Origin of the sequence: Renibacterium salmoninarum ATCC 33209 (genome assembly GCF_000018885.1) — a bacterium.
Lineage (GTDB): Bacteria > Actinomycetota > Actinomycetes > Actinomycetales > Micrococcaceae > Renibacterium > Renibacterium salmoninarum.
On sequence record NC_010168.1, the window covers coordinates 2,418,311 to 2,434,070 of the forward strand.

Consider the following 15,760-nt stretch of genomic DNA (forward strand, 5'->3'; position numbering starts at 1 on the left):
CGACTTCTAAGTGAGCATCACCATGCATACCGACGAAATACTCAAAGCCCTCGCAGCGGCGCTAGCTGGCGAAGGCCCTGCCGTCCGCTTCAGCCCAGAAGTCGCCGAACTCGTGCCCGCGCCCGAGGGCATCGCCGCAGTCGTCGGAACTTCTGGTTCAACAGGTCAGCCGAAACAAACCATGCTCAGCGTCGAAGCCCTTGCGGCTTCGAGCATGGGCACTGCAATTGCGCTGCGCGGCGAAGGACAATGGCTTTTGGCTTTGCCAACACATTATGTCGCTGGCGTCCAGGTTCTGGTCCGTTCGTTATTCGCCGGTACCCGGCCGGAAGTGATGTGTGGTGCGTTCAGCCCAAAGGCATTCATTACCGCCGCGCAGGAAATGATTGACCCCTTCCGTATTACCTCCTTGGTACCAACGCAATTGCAGCGACTGTTAGACGTACCCGAAGCGCTGCCGGTACTGCGACGTTTCAATGCGATTCTGCTCGGTGGCGCACCCGCTAGTGAGCGACTTTTAGCCCAGGCCCGGGAATTTGGGCTGAACGTAGTGACCACCTATGGCAGCGCGGAGACCTGCGGCGGTTGCGTTTACGACGGCGAACCGCTGGACGGCGTCGAAGTAGCGGTACGCGAGGGGCTACACGGCCACAACACGGTATGGCTCGGCGGCGCGACCATTGCCGATGGTTATCTAGGCGATCCCGAGCGCAGCGCCGAAGTGTTTGAGACGATCGAAGGCGCCCGGTGGTACCGCACCGGTGACCTTGGCTCCTTTGACGACGACGGCGCGCTGCGGATCCTGGGCCGGGCCGACGACGTGCTCATTTCCGGCGGGTTAAAGATTTCCGCGCGTTCAGTGGCGCAGGCTCTTCAGGCGATTGACGGCGTCCGCGATGTTTTCGTCGCCGGCGTCGCCGATCGGGACTGGGGGCAGAAGGTTGTAGCCGCCGTCGTCCTTGAAGAACACCTTAATATTCTCGCCTTGAAAACTCAAGCCGCTGACGTCCTCGCACGCCATGCAATACCGAAAACGTTCCTCGTCCTTGAGCAACTACCGCTGCTCCCACAAGGCAAAGTGGACAGGCTGAGCTTGCTATCGCAACTCGAAGCAGAAAATCAGCGAGAATAGAAGCCGATATTCTCCAGCAACACCAAGCAATCCGCTTAGATCTCAAGCAGTCTAAGAAAGGACTCCCGTGGCCAGCGCACAACGTCGACCAACTTTCGGCCAATGGATCGAGGGCGCTCGACTGCGCACGCTGCCAATGGCTGTGGCTCCAGTCATCATCGGCTCCGCAGCGGCCTACCATTTGGGCTCGTTCTTGCTCCTCAACGCGATTTTGGCCGCCGTCGTAGCGCTGTTCCTGCAAATTGGCGTCAACTACGCCAATGACTATTCCGACGGTATTCGCGGTACTGATGACGTTCGAGTCGGACCACTCCGGCTGGTTGGCTCCGGCGTCGCTTCGCCAAAGCAAGTCAAATATGCGGCTTTTAGCACCTTTGCTGTGGCCATGGTTGCCGGTCTGGGATTAGTGCTGCTCTCGCAAGCTTGGTGGCTTTTGTTGATCGGCGCAGGCTGTGCGCTCGCCGCTTGGGGCTACACTGGCGGTAAGAACCCTTACGGTTACCTCGGCTTGGGCGATGTATTTGTTTTCGTCTTCTTCGGTCTGGTCGCCACCTTGGGCACTACCTACACGCAGGCGGGTCGGCTTGGCTGGGAAGCGGTCATCGGCGCAGTGGGCACTGGTCTGATTGCGGTAGCGCTTTTGATGGCCAACAACGTCCGAGATATTCCTACCGACCAAGAAGCCGGCAAACGTACCTTAGCGGTCCGCCTAGGCGATCGAAACGCGCGCAGGTCTTATGTGCTCTTTTTAGCCATCGCGATCTTGCTACCACTGGTGATGCTGGGCGAGCATCCGTGGTTGCTCATCGTGCTGCTCTTAGTCCCAGCAACCTTGTTGCCCAGCTGGATTATGCTCTCTGGAAAAACTCGCAAGGCGCTTATTCCAGTTCTTAAACAGACCGGTCTGATCAATTTGGGTTTCAGCGTGCTTTACGGCTTGGCTCTGGTGCTCAGCAAAGGTTTCTGAACACGGTATAGCGCCGATTAGGCGAGGAAATCCTTTGGAATTCGGCCGGTTTGATCAGTATTTTTTGCCGGTTTCTTATCGGCATCGATCGTGAGGCCGGGATTTTCGGCAATCAACGAATCCTCAGCTGCGCCGTCTTTACTGCGCTTAAGGGCACGTTCTTTACGTGCGTCTGCTGAGAAGGCGTAGTTGATTGAGGCTGCTGCCGCATCACGCTGTTTGCGGAAGAAAAGATACGCCACGCAAAAAGCAATCAAGGCCCCGGCGATCGCTGAGAAGATCGCGCCCAAGCCAAAAATATAGAAGATGATGAAGAGCGGTACGAAGACCGCCACCCTGATCAGAAAATATTTCCAAAACGCCACCTGGCTATTCTACCCGCCTTCGCTGAGTAACGGCTTTGGCCGCTTGCTGCCGACTAGCGGTTAGCTCGAAGTGTCTGGAGTTTCAGCCAGCTCGGCTAGAATAGAGCATGCTCCGTTACTTGCCGCTCCTGATCGTCGTGGGAATCCAGCTCTATGCCCTGATCGATTGCATCCGCAGCGAAGCGTCCCATATTCGCAGCTTGCCCAAGCCCGCGTGGGCGCTGATTATCATCATCTTGCCGATCATCGGCTTTGTGCTGTGGTTTTTCCTGGGCCGCCTGCAATACGGTACTGCTTCTGCCGTTCGGAGCCAGCCCACCATAGTGGCACCCGATGACGACGCCGAGTTCCTGCGGAACCTAGACGTCACGCGCAAGCAAAAAGCCGAAGAAGCCCGACTCAAGCAACTCCGCGACGAACTCGAAGAACGCGAGCGGCAACTCCGCGACCAAGATTCCTAACGTTTAGCTGGGCGCGACGCCACCATACGAGTGCAAGCCCTGGAAGAAAATATTCACCACGGTGAAGTTGAACACCACGCAGGCCCAACCGACGATGGAAAGCCAGGCAGCACGGGTGCCCGTCCAGCCACGCGTAGCCCGGGCGTGCAGGTAACCGGCGTAAACGACCCAAATCACAAAGGTCCAGACCTCTTTGGTGTCCCAGCCCCAGTACCGACCCCAGGCCTTTTCAGCCCAGATTGCGCCAAAGATCAACGTCAGGGTCCAGCCCACAAAGGCGACGGCGTTGAGTCGGTAGGAGAGGTTCTCAAGGCTCAAAGCCGAGGGCGAAAGCCGCATGAACGGCAGCGAATCACGCCGACCGGAAGCCAGCGCAATTTCGCGGCGGGACTGAATCAGCTGCAACACACTCATGGCAAAGGTCAGCGTAAATAGTGCGGCAGAAAGTACCGCAATTGAAACGTGGATGACCAACCAGTAACTCTGCAGTGCGGGAACTAAGTGCCCCACCGGAACCCAGAATGCCACTGAGGCAGCAACCACCATGACCAGCACAAGACCAATAACGAAGGTGCCTAAGAAGCGCAGATCACGCCAGAGCAGTGCAATGAGGAAAACCGCGGCTACCAAAAACCCGCCGGTAGTACAGAACTCGTACATATTGCCCCACGGCACTCGACCAGCAGCAACACCACGGGTGATCACGCCAGCACCGTGAATGACTACTGCCAAGATCGTCAGCGCAACCGCTACCCGAGCAGCAGCTCGACGCTCGCCGCCGTACCGCATTGACTCATCAGCGAGTTGGCCGGCTTTTTCGGCTGAGCCGGTATTGCCATGGCTGGTGGGGCGCTCTGCCAGGTCCGTCGTCGTGCCGTTAACGGTCCTTGACTCGGCTGCGGCTAGCATAGTCGCTCTAGGCGCCGCAACTACCGATGCGCGAGCGTCTTCGGTACGCGTCTCAATTGCCCGGGTCGTCCGGCTTGAAACCACCAGATCCCAGGCAAAGGCGCAGAACGCCACCGCGTAGGTTACGCCGGCCAACAGCACAAAAAGCTCGCTGTACTGGCCCAATGATTCGTTAATCTCTGGCATTAGTCTTCCTTCGTTCCCGGGGCTTCAGCTGCTGTTTTCTCCGCCGAAGCCGCGTTGCCCTGTTCGCTATTCTCCGAGATATTCCACGCCTTGACCAGTTGAGTGCGTAGGCTGGCCGATTCTGCAGCTAGTCGATAGTCCTCGCCCCGAGCCAAAAAGCCGTACTCCACCATTACTCGACCGTCGCTGTGGGTACCGGTACGGACCCACACTCGGCGCCGAGACAAGAACAGCGAAACCAGCAAGCCGAGCAACGCCGTCATGGCAAAAACCAGCGCATACGACTGTCCGGGGTTGTCTCGAACTTCGATGCCGATGTACCGAGTCAAGTTGTCGAAAGTGATTGAACCTTTGCCATCCGGAAGTTGATACGTCTGCCCACCAGTCAGGCTGATCCCACCAGTCGGGAGTTTTCGGTCGTTCAACGGGGTGAGCTTTGAGGCGTCCAAGATGAAAACGTTCTGCGGTGTACCAGAATCTAAGCCCAAGTCGCCGAAATACGAGTTGAGCAACACCTTGGGATTACCAGGATCAGGATCCATTGAGATGTCTAGACCGTCAGCGTTTTTGAAAGCCGTGGGCAAAAACAAACCTGAGAAGGCAAGCTGATCAGGTTTCGCGTCTGGCGCTTTGATGGTGAGCGATGAGGTGTAATCCGGATCTTGGAGCTTTCCGACGACCCAGTCTGAAAATGCCACATTGCCATTGCCATCTTTGACCGTGAAGTGCGGTGCGTAGCCATTGCCCAGCAAGTAGATCGAGGTGCTGCCAATCTCGATTGGCTCATTGACCTTGAGCTCCTGCTTCTCGGCCGGTGCAGTGGGTGAATCTTTGACCGTCACCGCAGCGGTGAAGTCCAAGGGCTGCACCTTTTTCGATGCCGCATTGCGGTCAAATTGAATATTGAAACTATCCAACTGAACCGAGAACGGCTTGAGCCAATCCGGGTTGAAGTTGGTGCCCTTAGTGAATGAGTCGATCGAGGTCAGGTTATTGACGAAAGTATCTCCCACCGCCAGAACCCGCTGATAGGAAAAACCAAAAAGCCCCCCAACAGCAACCGCGACCAATACACCGATAAGGGAAACGTGGAAAAGCAGGTTTCCTACTTCTTTCAAAAAGCCGCGCTCGGCACCAACACTAGGCCGCTCACCAGCTCGGATATCCACCCGATAACCACGCTTCTTCAGCGCGGCTGCGGCTTGTTCAATCGCTTCTTGCGCGTTGAGGCCGGTAGCGGCTGGGATCTGCAGCGTGCCATATTCAGGCAGCCTAGAAAGCCTGGCTGGCGTGCGCGGCGGTACGGAGCGTATCGCTTTGTAGTGTTGCCTTGCCCGCGGTACCACGCAGCCGATAAGTGAAATGAAAAGCAGGATGTAGATGGCAGAGAACCACGGCGAAGAGAAGACGTCGAAGAGTTTGAACCAATCCATAATCGGCCCAGAGACCGGATTGTCCTTAATGTACTTCGTCACCACCGAGGCGCCCTGAACCCGTTGCGGGAAGAGCGATCCTGGCACAGCCGCCACGGCCAATAGGAGCAGTAAGAACAACGCTGTTCGCATGCTCGTCAGCTGGGTCCAGACCCAACGCAGCGTACCCCACAAGCCCAATTTTGGCAGTGCGACGTTGTCCTGAGTTTTCTCCGTTGACGGCTCAGTCTTTTTCGAACTCAATGCCCTACCCATCAGATCGGAAACTTAACTACGATGATCCAGCCTTGCAGCTGGTTGATCAGGTAGTTCCAAATTCCACTCAACATCAATGCCCCCACGAGGATGAGCATGCCACCACCGATTCGTTGCAGCAGCAGCTTATGTTTGCGGAAGAAATCCAACGCCCCCATGCCGCGCCGGAAGCCAAGTGCAATAAGCAAAAAGGGTAGTCCCAGGCCCAGGCAGTAGACAAAGGTCAACAATGCACCTTGTGCCGCCGTAGTTCCACCCGAGTAGGACAGCAATTGCACGGCGCTCAACGTTGGCCCGATGCACGGCACCCACCCTAGACCAAAGGTCAGACCCAAGATGGGCGCACCCCATAGCCCGGCGCGCGGCTTGGCATGAATTCGCGCTTCACGTTGAAAAAGGCCGAATCCACCGATAAACACAATGCCCAAGACGATGACGACGGCGCCCATCGCCTGAGTGATCCAGCCAGCATTAGTGGAAAACCAGACGCCGATCGCACCAAGCGCGGTGCCAAGCGCCACAAACACCACAGTGAATCCCAAGACAAATAGGGATATTCCGAGCAGCATCCGGCCACGACGTTGTTGTGCCAAGTCGACGCCGGTCAGTCCCGTGACATATCCGAGGTAACCGGGGACCAGCGGCAGAACACAGGGTGAGAGGAAAGAAACTAGGCCGGCAAGTAACGCAACGGGCAAGGCTAAAAGCAAGGAACCGCTTTGAATCGCTTCAGCGAAAGGGTTATTCACTTTTTTCCGTTGGCGAGGCAGCGCCGCTTTCAGTAGCCCCGGACTCTGCAAGCGTGCTGGTGATAAGGGCTTTGAGCGTGCTCTTGTCAGCTAAGCCTAAGATCCTGGCCGCAACGCGACGGTCCTTATCTAGCACCAACGTCGTGGGCACTGCGGCTGGTGGAACTTGCGCTGCAACAGCTAGTAATACCGCGCCGTCTTTATCGTTGAAGCTTGGGTAGCTCAAGTTGAAGGTACGCATAAACGGCGTCGCAGTTCCTTCAGAATCGCGAATATTGACGCCATAAAACTCTGCCCCCTGAGGGCTCAGTTCTTTGTTTAGCGCTTCAAGATCTGGCGCTTCTACTCGACAGGGGGCACATGCTGCATACCAGAAATTGAGTACGGTAACTTTGCCCTCAAAGCTCTTCGAGGCAATTTCCGTGCCGTCATAAAGTTTTCCGGTGAAGTCAACCGGATCGGTCCGCTTGCCTAGCGCGTATTCGGTCACGGAGCCATCGCCGGCTATGTAGTTTTTGTCATAGCCAGCTTTGGCTTGTTGCGCCAACGGATCGTTCGCGGTGCAGGCGCTCAAAACCAGAGCCGCTGAGACCGCCGCCGCGGCAAAAATGGCACGGCGTCTCAGGGTGCCGCGCCTACGCGAGGTCGTGGTTTTCGAAGTTTCGGCCACCGGGTCCTGCCCATCCAAGTTCATCGGTCTATCGAGTATTCTACAACGCGTCGAAATTCAATTGTCCCGCATGGCTAGACCGAGCCCAAACCCTGAGTCATTTGCGCAGACCGGCAACCGAAACGGGGTACAAGGCGGCCGCGGGCTCCTGGTAACGCACCGTCACAATGCGATCGCCGTCGAAATCGATCGAGGTGACCGAGGCCAGATTGCACTCACGCCGGCGCGGATCGTGAAAGAGCCTGCGACGTTCGGCGCTGAGCCTACTGACCAAAATCGGCAGTTGATGACTGACCAAAATCGATTGTGCCCCCGATCCACCGAGGGTCAGCGCCCGGTCGCGAGCGGCGTCGATCGCCAACCGCATCCGATGTGCTTGCTCTGTATAGGGCTCGCCCCATGACGGCTTGAAAGGATTGACGAGTTGCTTCCAATGAACAGGCTTCAGCAACTCGGACGGCGAAACCTTAAGGCCTTCAAAGTTATTTCCGGCCTCAATCAAGTTCTGGTCGGTACCAATTTCTAGGCCAAGCGCCGTGGCCGTTGGCTGCGCCGTCTCTTGTGCTCTGGTCAGCGGCGAGGCAGCAAGATCGACAATCTTGGCACCTTTTTTTCTTTGCGCTTGAAAAAATTCGGCGGCGAGCACCGCCATGGCTACGCCACGATCGGAGAGATGAAATTCGGGAAGTCTGCCGTAGAGCACACCGTGCGGATTGAAAACTTCGCCGTGGCGCAACAGATGGACGGTGGCAAGGGGCATGTTTCTAGTATCGCAAACCAGTTGCACCTCATCTTGCCGTTCAGCACCTAGTTTACTGAGAACTTTCTCAGACACTGGAATAAAAGATGCGTTTGCATGATTCTAGTAAGCAATGAAGGCGAATCCGTCGGCACAGAAAGCTTCGATCGCCCGCGATTGAACACTGTCAAGGAGTTATTGCATGACTATCGAAAGCATCCCCGCAGGCCTAAACACCGGCGTTTGGAACTTGGACAACTCACACAGCGAAGTGGGCTTCTCCGTTCGGCACGCTGGAATTTCAAAAGTTCGTGGAAAATTTGGCGAGGTCACGGCAACGGCAACCGTAGGCGAAACCCTGGGCGACTCCTCCGTTACCGTGAGCATCAAGGCGGAGAGCTTCTCCTCCGGCGATGCAAACCGGGACGCGCACGTGCGCAGCGGCGACTTCTTGGACTCCGAGCAGTTCCCTGAGCTAACTTTTACCTCCACCTCAATTTCCTGCCAGGGTGAAACCTACGCCCTCAACGGTGACCTCACCATTCGCGGCGTAAGCCACCCGGTGACCTTTGAAACTGAATTCAACGGCGCAGTGGTAGATCAGTTCGGCACCAGCCGGGCAGGATTCAGCGGCCAGACCACCATTAGCCGGAAAGAATTCGGCCTGACTTGGAATGCTGCGCTGGAAGCTGGCGGCGTACTAGTCGGCGATAAAGTCACCATTAGCATCGAAGCGGAATTCGTCGCGGACTAATTCGAAATATTTCGCGACTTTTTTGTCAACCGTGCGTCGAATCCTGGCCTACCGGGGTTCGACGCACGGTTTTCTAGCCTGAAGCAACGGAATTTGCCAGATTCGTGCCAGTTGAGGCATATTTTCGGGGCGCCACGTCAGTAAATGAATGCCATTCCAGTCAATATTCGAGCAATGGCCGGAGATAATTTCGGGAAAACCCCGTAAATTAGCGAAAATTTTTTGCGCTAATGCGGCTCCCGGACTCTATGCAAAAGCTACATTGCGCAATACAGTAATTGCCATGAGTACAACCCCAGAAAACCCTAACGAAGGCCAACCGGCTTACCAGCCTCCTCAACAGCCAGGCGAGGGCGCTCCGGCGTACAACCCCAAACCGCAGGCGCCGCAAGCCCCCGGGTACGGGACGCCCGAGCAACCTGGTCAAGCTGCTCCGCCACCACCGCAATACCAGCAACCTGTTTACGGTACTCCGCAGCAGCCCCAGTATCAGCAGCCGGGTCAGCAGGGCCAGCCAGCAACCCAGGGCAGCGAGTTCAAGTTTGAAATGCCTGCTGATGCACCGAAGTCCATTAATGATGTGATGCCAAAGGGCGGATTCTCCGGAATCTTTAATGTCAATGGACTACCGACGATGCTCAAGGTCTCGTATCTGATCTGGATCATTGGCGCGGGCATTTGGCTCCTCACCACGATCTTCGGCTTGATCTTTTCCTTCGCGCTATTGGGTAGAGGAACAGACACCATCTTTGGCGCCTCATTCAACTACACCGCAGAAGGCATTAAAGGCATCATTGTTTCGATCATCGCCGTGGTGGTGATCGCGGCAATTGTGGTCAGCGCGATGAAGCTCAAAGAAGGCTTGCAGTGGCCCCGGATGGCATTGACCATCTTGGCCGTAGTCTCCTTCATCATGTTGTTCTTCGGCGCAGGACTTGGCCTGATTGGCATTGTCGCTACCGTCTTCATGTGGCTTCCGGAATCCACCGCCTGGTTCAACGCCCGAAAGGGAACTGCAGCCTAACGGCAGCACCTCTAGTACTTGAGCGGGTCGAGGTAAGGTTGAATAACCTGCCTCGGCCCGCTTTTTGTTGCCCGGAAGGTGCAAAGCAGCCAGCAAGCGAACAAGCAAGGACAAGCTATGAGTACGCCTCCACAGCAGCCCCAAGTACCTGAGTCACACGAGCCAGAATCCCAGCGTCCTGCCGCCGAAGATTCGGGTACTACAGCAGCTACGCCATCCGTTCGCGGTCATTACGCAGAAATTGCCCCTGGTGTGCCAAAATACGGCCAGTATGCTCCGGAAGGCTTCGTGCCGCCGAACCAACAACAAGTATCGAGCCAACAGCAAGTGCCTGCTCAGCAGCCGAGCCAAGCCGCGCCGTTCAATCAGCCGAATTACACCCCGCAAGCTGGCCAATTCAACCAAAGTTCGGCTCCGACCGGCTACCCGAACTACCCGCAACCGAATGCCCAGCCAAAGGTGGCTCCGCGTTTGGTGCAACGTGCTTTCGTCATGATTTTGCTTGCCGGGGTTATCCAGTTCGCTGCGGCATTGTTCGCCGTGCTTAATATTTCGCAGCTTCGCGACATTGCGAAACAAACAATGGTCCAGTACGGCGAATCAGGGCTTGGTGATTCTGTTGTCAACATGGCTATAGCGTTCAGCTTTGTTTTTTACGCGATCAGCATTGGCCTCTACATCTGGATTGCGGTCAAGATCAGGGCTGGACGGAACTGGGCCAGAGTTCTTGGCACCGTGATGGCTGTTTTGTCGCTGCTCATGTTGATCTCGCTAAGCCCGTTGTCGATTGTGCAAGTAGCCTTAGGCGCAATTGGCATCGGTTACTGCTGGATGGCCGCGAGTAGCGAGTACTTTAAGCGCTAGTCGCGCTGCTTTCGCCCGGCTCCGGGAGGCTTTGGGCGTGATACGCCAAAATCTGTAGCTCGGTAGCCATATCGACCTTGCGCAAATTCACATAGTCCGGAACTTGCAACATCACCGGCGCAAAGCTGAGTATGCTGTGCACGCCAGCGGCTATGACCCGATCACACATCTCTTGGGCGACTTGCGCCGGTAAGGCTAGCACCACCATATTGGCTTTGGTACGAGCAAATACTGACTCCAAATCGGTCACATCGCTCACCCCCAGCCAGCCAACTTCCTGGCCAACAACCATTTGGTCCGCGTCGAAAAGTGCGACGACGTCGAACCCTCGGGTTTCAAATCCTGCGTAGCGTGCCAAGGCTCGCCCCAAGTTACCGGCACCGACAATGGCAACTCGCCAATCCTGGCTCAAGCCCAGCGCTCCAGAAATCCGTCGACTCAAATATGGAACTTCGTAGCCCACTCCCCTGGTCCCATAAGAGCCTAAGTACGAAAGATCCTTACGAACATTCGTTGAGCTGACGCCGGAGCCTTCGGCGAGTTCCTCGGAGGAGACGCGCTCCACTCCTTCTGCCAGCAAGTTATTCAATGCCCGTAAATAGAGCGTTAGCCGGGCCACAGTGGCCGGCGGCAGGGCTCGCACCTCAGCATCCGGTCCAGGGCTGACAGAGCCCGTGATGGCGCTCTGCGAGGCTCCCGCCGGGATCTGTTCGGCCACGAACGCTCCAGACATATAGATAACGACAATGACTAGCACCCGTTCAAACGCAGAGCGTATGCAGCTACCAGAGACCGCAGAGGGTTTATCCAACTTTAGATCCTGGGCGCACCCAATCCCAAAAGGCTCTAGTTTCGAGCCGCAAGCAACCTTCGCAGCCGAACGGGGTCGATCGTCCAGAAATCACGTTGTATCCCGTCGATCAAGAGCACCGGTACTTCATCGACATACTTCGTAGCTAGGTCAACGTCTTCGGCGATTGAGAGCTCGCTGAAGGCTACGCCGAATTCTGCGGTCACCTCGTGCACTACCGCTCGGGCATCTTCGCACAAATGGCAATTGGGTTTTACCAGCAAAATCACGGCGTCTTGGCGCATCTCATCACACTACTTCAGGCCGACTCCAGCGCGGGAACTTTAGGCACAGCGCAAAGACTGACTAAACTCAAAGCATGCCCGAAGTGAATACCCAAGTCGCCGAGCAGCCCTCGGCTACCGTGGGTCACTCCGGTGAAGCCGCCTTTTTCGACGTCGATAACACGCTGATGCGCGGCGCCAGCCTCTTCCATGTAGCCCGCAAGATGTACCAAAAAAAAGCGTTTACCTTGCGTCAGGCCAGTGGTTTTGCCTGGAAGCAGCTGAAATTTATTTTGCGCGGAGAGAATATGGAAGACATCCATTCGGTGCAGAACTCGGCCCTGACACTTGCCGCAGGAATCACCACGGACTTTATTGCCAACGTTGGCCAAGAAGTTTACGACGAGATGATCGCATCTAAGATCTGGCCCGGCGCAAGGGCTCTTGCTGAGCAGCATTTACGCGTGGGCCGCAAAGTTTGGCTAGTCACCGCTACCCCGGTGGAGGTGGCCGAGGTCATTGCTTCGCGGCTTCACCTCACCGGAGCGCTGGGGACAGTCGGCGAGGTTGAAGACGGCGTTTACACCGGCAGGCTAGTGGGCGATATTCTCCACGGACCAGCGAAAGCTGTGGCCGTTGAAAATCTAGCTAAAGAACATCAGCTCGATCTAGCCCGAAGCTGGGCTTACAGCGACTCTTTCAATGACGTTCCGTTGTTGTCGCTGGTAGGGCACCCGGTGGCAATCAACCCGGATGCTAAGTTGCGTCGCCATGCACGTGACAACAACTGGCCGATCTACGATTTCCGCGCCGGACGGCGTGCAGCCACTTTGGGCTTGCGCATTGCTACTGGAGCCGGGGCTATCTATGGACTATGGCGAGGGTTCAGCCGAATCCGCCGGCATTGACCTAACCGACGCCATCTTAAGCAATAAAGTCAGCGCACGCTGAAAAGGCCCGCCACTAGGTGACGGGCCTTAAGCGCTCTTACGCCGAGCTACTTCTTATTACGGCGCTGGTGACGGGTCTTACGAAGCAGCTTACGGTGCTTCTTCTTCGCCATCCGCTTGCGGCGCTTCTTAATAACTGAACCCACAAAGTCCTCACAAACGTCTATTCTGGCAACAGCTTGACGCTGCATAGGCCAGATGTCTTACTTAATGTCCGACTGGATCCTTAACAGGGTACAGCCTTCAGGCACTGTCCGCCGAACCTTGGATTCCTAATGACCCTAAGTGCTCGTTTACCGCGTTCTCTGGAACGCGAAAAGAACGCCCGAATCGGATGGCTGGAAGCTCACCCGAATGAGCCATCCGGTAAACAGTCATTTTGGACACGCGCATGACATCGGCCACTTCGGCGACTGTCAGAAATCGCACGTTCGAGAAGCTATTCGCCTCAGCCATATCATGAATCCTTCGCTGGAAGATTAAAACCGCAACCCTAGACGGTGCGGTCCTCAACGAGTCAACCAACCGTTCAGAGATACTCTAGATGCTGGAGTGACTAAAGTGAAAGTTTTTACCATAACTTTACACAGCAAATGCTTAGCGACACGACTTCCAGCTATCAGACGCTGGCCCCAGCTAACCGCTAGTATCGCTTCATTTGTAACATTCCAGCGACCTCGTGAGGTCCGTTTGCCTCTTCCTGGCCCCGAGCTGTGGTTAACCACCAAGCACAACCGATTTGGTCAATCTTGAAGGCTATAACTGTAAGTCAGCTAATAAAACGAGCATTTCGCAATCCGAATCGCTGTTCCACCTGCGAACCTCGTCGATTTAGCCTGGCTGAATTCCTTCCTGGCGGATATTGGGGGCGAGGAAGTAATTCAAATGCGCACATTGTTTGGCGTGCGGTGGTTGTTAATAATTCGGTTGCCAACCACCGCACCCTTCACACCGCCAGCTACCGCGTCTCGCTTGCCAAGGACACGAGGTGGGCTCGCGATGACGCTCCAGTTTTCTTGTAGACATTAGTCAGCCGAGTTTCCACAGTTCGCAATGACACCTCCAGCAGCGCCGCAATCTCTTTATTTCGCAGCCCAGCCAAAACGTGAACTACTACCTGCCGCTCACCGTTGGTTAGCGAAGCCGTCAGTTCAGCACCCTCAAGCACCCGTTGGGTAACCGCCGACGTCGGATTCAAGGAGTTAGCTGCCGCAGACACCGGGAGTGCCAATTGCCTCACCTCGATGCTCAATAGCGGGCTTGTTTTACCAAATCGTTTCAGCCGCGAGTTCTTTTTGCCTTCAGCACCACCCCAGCGACGTTCGGGCCAAGCTGGTGCACTGAGCTCGTCAAAGAGGGCCTTTGCTTTGATCCGCTGCTGATCGCTCTGACTCAAATAGCCCAGCTCCTGCAACCGCTCAGCGAAACACAAGACTGTTCGTCCCTGCTCATAATCGGTAGCAAGCTCTCTGCCGATCTTGATCGCTTGTCGGAACAGATCCAGTGAAAAGTCTCCGCTAGCTGCCAGCGCTCGGCAACGGCTGATCGCGATGGCCGCCCAAGATGAATGGGTCTTCCGGGCAAGAAGTTCAAAATCTGCCAAGAATCGTTTCGCCTCGGCAAAACGCCCCCTGGCAACCAAGACCTCGATCAGATCCGCCTCATACCGCAAAAATGAGGGATTGAGCTTCGAAGATTCGGATTCACGCACACGTAACAAATGCCGCAAATGCAGTGCTGAAATCAGCGCGGGAAAGCGCGGATCGCCCCAATAGAGCCGAAATACGGCTGGCATTTATCGAGTTACGGCTACCGCTGGCGTCTTTAAATACTGCGTCGATAAAGGGTTGGGCTCGTGCTAGTTCATTTTGCGCTAACCAGTACCAAGCGCGCATCGAAGTGAGGTAATTGACATGGAACTGCTGCACATCACTTGAAGCGTGCAAGGTCTCGATGCTTTTGACGGCTCGGCGCAAATGACCAGATCTAATCTCATTCTCAGCCTGGGAAAACCTCGCAGTTTCGAGCCAAAGCGGATCCAACGTTGGTGATCGGCTCAACAGAGACTCGAAGAGCATCCGAGCTTGTTCGTAACGCTCGGCATAAGTCCACGATCGAGCTAACAGGATCGCAAACAGGGGCGAAATTAGCGCTTGCTCTGCGCTAGCTTCTGAGACTCGATCACCTGCGCGGTAATCCCCTGTCAGCGCCCCAACCCAAGCAGAAGCTATTTCGAACTCAAAAGCCACCGCTGGGTTGACCTGAGGTAGCAATGGCAGCGCCAAATTGAGCATCTGCTGCGCCTCGTCAACTTCCCAGCGCTCGCCGTGAAAGACCGCCACCATCGACAACAACTGAACGCAGAGCCCAGGCTCTTGCGCACCAAATTGCCGCATTGCGCTCGGGATGTACTGGCTGTCTAGCTCATGGCTCCGCATAAATTCGCTACGAATCTGCTGATGCAATGTGGCTACAATTACTGCGGCATCGCCCCGAACCAGTTCATTTGCCTTGCGCAGATAACGTTCGGCATAGGCAAGTTCACCCATATCGACCATGGCGGAACCAAGTGCGCAGAGTAAGTCGGCGAGCTCTTCAGCTTCAAAGCTCAGTAGTAAAATGGCCCTGTCCGCAAAAGCCGTGGCGAGCCCTCCGCTGCCCTGTCTCACTAAGTGCAATCCGGTTTCTAAAAGCATTCGTGGCGACGCTTCGCCGTCGTGTAAGAAACTTGAATGCCATTGCGCCAAGCTGGACCCGTACTTCCGGTGCACTGTGTGCAACTGGCTATGCAGCTCCTGACGGTTCACAGCGGCTAATGCAATATAGATTGCGCAACATAAAACCGCCTGCCTCATGGCGAGGTATTCACCAGTGCGCACTAGGACTCGTTGTGCCAATAGATCATCGATTGCGCTTCGCTGCACGCCAAGCAGCTCTCGAACGGCCAGTTCGTGATGCGCAGGCGCAGTGCTAACAAGTTTCAAGGCCGCCCTTGATTCTTCAGCTCTGCCCGGCAAAGAGCGCACGAGCAGCCGTCGCCGCTCGTGGACCAAACTGTAACGGGTACGCCAGCGGGTCGCGCCCCTGCCGTTCGGCCTCAGTGAGTGCTTCCAAGCCCTCCCGCAAATAGACCGGTACACCAGCCGCAATGTTCGCCACAATTTGAATGGTTGCCGGATCAGTTCCTGGCTTGGCAATGCGCGTTGCAAGTTCAACGCTTTGAACTGG

At 55.9% G+C, this 15,760-nt stretch carries 20 protein-coding genes; 7 read left to right on the forward strand and 13 right to left on the reverse strand.

What is annotated here, in order from left to right; genetic code table 11:
• Positions 1 to 22: 22 nt before the first annotated feature.
• Entirely contained in the window at positions 23 to 1,132 is a 1,110-nt protein-coding gene (locus RSAL33209_RS11955) for an AMP-binding protein (protein WP_041685721.1), read from the forward strand.
• Between the two features lie 67 nt (positions 1,133 to 1,199).
• The gene (locus RSAL33209_RS11960; RefSeq protein ID WP_012246082.1) at positions 1,200 to 2,099 is read left to right on the forward strand and encodes a 1,4-dihydroxy-2-naphthoate polyprenyltransferase; all 900 of its coding nucleotides are present in this window, start codon (positions 1,200 to 1,202) and stop codon (positions 2,097 to 2,099) included.
• A 17-nt stretch (positions 2,100 to 2,116) separates the two neighbouring features.
• Here RSAL33209_RS11960 and RSAL33209_RS11965 read toward each other — a convergent pair whose 3' ends face one another.
• On the reverse strand, positions 2,117 to 2,464 hold the full coding sequence (locus tag RSAL33209_RS11965) for a DUF4229 domain-containing protein (protein WP_012246083.1): 348 nt from the start codon (positions 2,462 to 2,464) through the stop codon (positions 2,117 to 2,119).
• Positions 2,465 to 2,571: 107 nt separating this feature from the next.
• On the opposite strand from RSAL33209_RS11965, the gene RSAL33209_RS11970 reads away from it, so the two are divergent.
• A complete protein-coding gene (locus RSAL33209_RS11970) occupies positions 2,572 to 2,925 on the forward strand; it encodes a PLDc N-terminal domain-containing protein (RefSeq protein ID WP_012246084.1) in 354 nt (117 codons plus the stop codon).
• A 3-nt stretch (positions 2,926 to 2,928) separates the two neighbouring features.
• On the opposite strand, the gene ccsB is transcribed toward RSAL33209_RS11970, so the two are convergent.
• The 5 genes from ccsB to RSAL33209_RS11995 all read right to left on the reverse strand — a co-directional run bounded on the left by ccsB (position 2,929) and on the right by RSAL33209_RS11995 (position 7,887).
• On the reverse strand, positions 2,929 to 4,020 hold the full coding sequence (gene ccsB / locus RSAL33209_RS11975) for a c-type cytochrome biogenesis protein CcsB (RefSeq protein WP_012246085.1): 1,092 nt from the start codon (positions 4,018 to 4,020) through the stop codon (positions 2,929 to 2,931).
• Positions 4,020 to 5,708, reverse strand: a complete 1,689-nt coding sequence (gene resB, locus RSAL33209_RS11980) for a cytochrome c biogenesis protein ResB (protein WP_012246086.1) — start codon at positions 5,706 to 5,708, stop codon at positions 4,020 to 4,022. The genes ccsB and resB overlap by 1 nt, the downstream gene beginning before the upstream one ends.
• Entirely contained in the window at positions 5,708 to 6,457 is a 750-nt protein-coding gene (locus tag RSAL33209_RS11985) for a cytochrome c biogenesis CcdA family protein (RefSeq protein WP_041684760.1), read from the reverse strand. Before RSAL33209_RS11985 ends, resB begins: the two co-directional genes overlap by 1 nt.
• A complete protein-coding gene (locus RSAL33209_RS11990; RefSeq protein ID WP_012246088.1) occupies positions 6,450 to 7,151 on the reverse strand; it encodes a TlpA family protein disulfide reductase in 702 nt (233 codons plus the stop codon). The genes RSAL33209_RS11985 and RSAL33209_RS11990 overlap by 8 nt, the downstream gene beginning before the upstream one ends.
• A gap of 73 nt (positions 7,152 to 7,224) precedes the next feature.
• Positions 7,225 to 7,887, reverse strand: coding sequence for a histidine phosphatase family protein (locus tag RSAL33209_RS11995; protein WP_041685725.1), 663 nt, complete (start codon positions 7,885 to 7,887; stop codon positions 7,225 to 7,227).
• Between the two features lie 181 nt (positions 7,888 to 8,068).
• Between RSAL33209_RS11995 and RSAL33209_RS12000 the strand changes: the two genes are divergently transcribed.
• From RSAL33209_RS12000 to RSAL33209_RS12010, 3 genes are all read left to right on the forward strand, one after another.
• Positions 8,069 to 8,620 (forward strand): YceI family protein, encoded by a 552-nt coding sequence (locus RSAL33209_RS12000; RefSeq protein WP_012246090.1) that lies wholly within the window; start codon positions 8,069 to 8,071, stop codon positions 8,618 to 8,620.
• 283 nt (positions 8,621 to 8,903) lie between these two features.
• Complete coding sequence (locus RSAL33209_RS16445) at positions 8,904 to 9,644, forward strand: hypothetical protein (protein WP_080503880.1); 741 nt, start codon at positions 8,904 to 8,906, stop codon at positions 9,642 to 9,644.
• A 117-nt stretch (positions 9,645 to 9,761) separates the two neighbouring features.
• The gene (locus RSAL33209_RS12010; protein ID WP_145962082.1) at positions 9,762 to 10,508 is read left to right on the forward strand and encodes a DUF6264 family protein; all 747 of its coding nucleotides are present in this window, start codon (positions 9,762 to 9,764) and stop codon (positions 10,506 to 10,508) included.
• On the opposite strand, the gene RSAL33209_RS12015 is transcribed toward RSAL33209_RS12010, so the two are convergent.
• Together RSAL33209_RS12015 and RSAL33209_RS12020 are read right to left on the reverse strand one after the other, a co-directional pair.
• Entirely contained in the window at positions 10,498 to 11,319 is an 822-nt protein-coding gene (locus RSAL33209_RS12015; protein ID WP_012246093.1) for a redox-sensing transcriptional repressor Rex, read from the reverse strand. The genes RSAL33209_RS12010 and RSAL33209_RS12015 overlap by 11 nt on opposite strands.
• Positions 11,320 to 11,354: 35 nt before the next feature.
• Positions 11,355 to 11,603: a glutaredoxin family protein gene (locus RSAL33209_RS12020; RefSeq protein WP_012246094.1), complete on the reverse strand. Its 249-nt coding sequence runs from the start codon at positions 11,601 to 11,603 to the stop codon at positions 11,355 to 11,357.
• Positions 11,604 to 11,677: 74 nt separating this feature from the next.
• On the opposite strand from RSAL33209_RS12020, the gene RSAL33209_RS12025 reads away from it, so the two are divergent.
• Complete coding sequence (locus tag RSAL33209_RS12025) at positions 11,678 to 12,490, forward strand: HAD family hydrolase (RefSeq protein ID WP_012246095.1); 813 nt, start codon at positions 11,678 to 11,680, stop codon at positions 12,488 to 12,490.
• A gap of 89 nt (positions 12,491 to 12,579) precedes the next feature.
• On the opposite strand, the gene RSAL33209_RS17180 is transcribed toward RSAL33209_RS12025, so the two are convergent.
• From RSAL33209_RS17180 to RSAL33209_RS17605, 5 genes are all read right to left on the reverse strand, one after another.
• Positions 12,580 to 12,678 (reverse strand): 30S ribosomal protein bS22, encoded by a 99-nt coding sequence (locus RSAL33209_RS17180; RefSeq protein ID WP_003792170.1) that lies wholly within the window; start codon positions 12,676 to 12,678, stop codon positions 12,580 to 12,582.
• A gap of 97 nt (positions 12,679 to 12,775) precedes the next feature.
• Complete coding sequence (locus tag RSAL33209_RS12030) at positions 12,776 to 12,988, reverse strand: helix-turn-helix domain-containing protein (protein ID WP_041684762.1); 213 nt, start codon at positions 12,986 to 12,988, stop codon at positions 12,776 to 12,778.
• Between the two features lie 502 nt (positions 12,989 to 13,490).
• Positions 13,491 to 14,243, reverse strand: coding sequence for a response regulator transcription factor (locus RSAL33209_RS12035; RefSeq protein ID WP_041684763.1), 753 nt, complete (start codon positions 14,241 to 14,243; stop codon positions 13,491 to 13,493).
• Entirely contained in the window at positions 14,236 to 15,558 is a 1,323-nt protein-coding gene (locus RSAL33209_RS12040) for a tetratricopeptide repeat protein (protein WP_012246099.1), read from the reverse strand. Before RSAL33209_RS12040 ends, RSAL33209_RS12035 begins: the two co-directional genes overlap by 8 nt.
• Positions 15,533 to 15,691 (reverse strand): hypothetical protein, encoded by a 159-nt coding sequence (locus RSAL33209_RS17605; RefSeq protein WP_155116084.1) that lies wholly within the window; start codon positions 15,689 to 15,691, stop codon positions 15,533 to 15,535. The genes RSAL33209_RS12040 and RSAL33209_RS17605 overlap by 26 nt, the downstream gene beginning before the upstream one ends.
• Between the last annotated feature and the right edge of the window lie 69 nt (positions 15,692 to 15,760).

Bases quoted from the DNA above. Each gene is read 5' to 3' on its own strand.
- RSAL33209_RS12020 (WP_012246094.1), bottom strand. From the start codon at position 11,603: ATGCGCCAAGACGCCGTGATTTTGCTGGTAAAACCCAATTGCCATTTG.
- RSAL33209_RS12030 (WP_041684762.1), bottom strand. From the start codon at position 12,988: ATGGCTGAGGCGAATAGCTTCTCGAACGTGCGATTTCTGACAGTCGCC.
- RSAL33209_RS12000 (WP_012246090.1), top strand. From the start codon at position 8,069: ATGACTATCGAAAGCATCCCCGCAGGCCTAAACACCGGCGTTTGGAAC.
- RSAL33209_RS12010 (WP_145962082.1), top strand. From the start codon at position 9,762: ATGAGTACGCCTCCACAGCAGCCCCAAGTACCTGAGTCACACGAGCCA.
- RSAL33209_RS11995 (WP_041685725.1), bottom strand. From the start codon at position 7,887: ATGCCCCTTGCCACCGTCCATCTGTTGCGCCACGGCGAAGTTTTCAAT.
- ccsB (WP_012246085.1), bottom strand. From the start codon at position 4,020: ATGCCAGAGATTAACGAATCATTGGGCCAGTACAGCGAGCTTTTTGTG.
- resB (WP_012246086.1), bottom strand. From the start codon at position 5,708: ATGGGTAGGGCATTGAGTTCGAAAAAGACTGAGCCGTCAACGGAGAAA.
- RSAL33209_RS11990 (WP_012246088.1), bottom strand. From the start codon at position 7,151: ATGAACTTGGATGGGCAGGACCCGGTGGCCGAAACTTCGAAAACCACG.
- RSAL33209_RS11970 (WP_012246084.1), top strand. From the start codon at position 2,572: ATGCTCCGTTACTTGCCGCTCCTGATCGTCGTGGGAATCCAGCTCTAT.
- RSAL33209_RS16445 (WP_080503880.1), top strand. From the start codon at position 8,904: ATGAGTACAACCCCAGAAAACCCTAACGAAGGCCAACCGGCTTACCAG.
- RSAL33209_RS11955 (WP_041685721.1), top strand. From the start codon at position 23: ATGCATACCGACGAAATACTCAAAGCCCTCGCAGCGGCGCTAGCTGGC.
- RSAL33209_RS12025 (WP_012246095.1), top strand. From the start codon at position 11,678: ATGCCCGAAGTGAATACCCAAGTCGCCGAGCAGCCCTCGGCTACCGTG.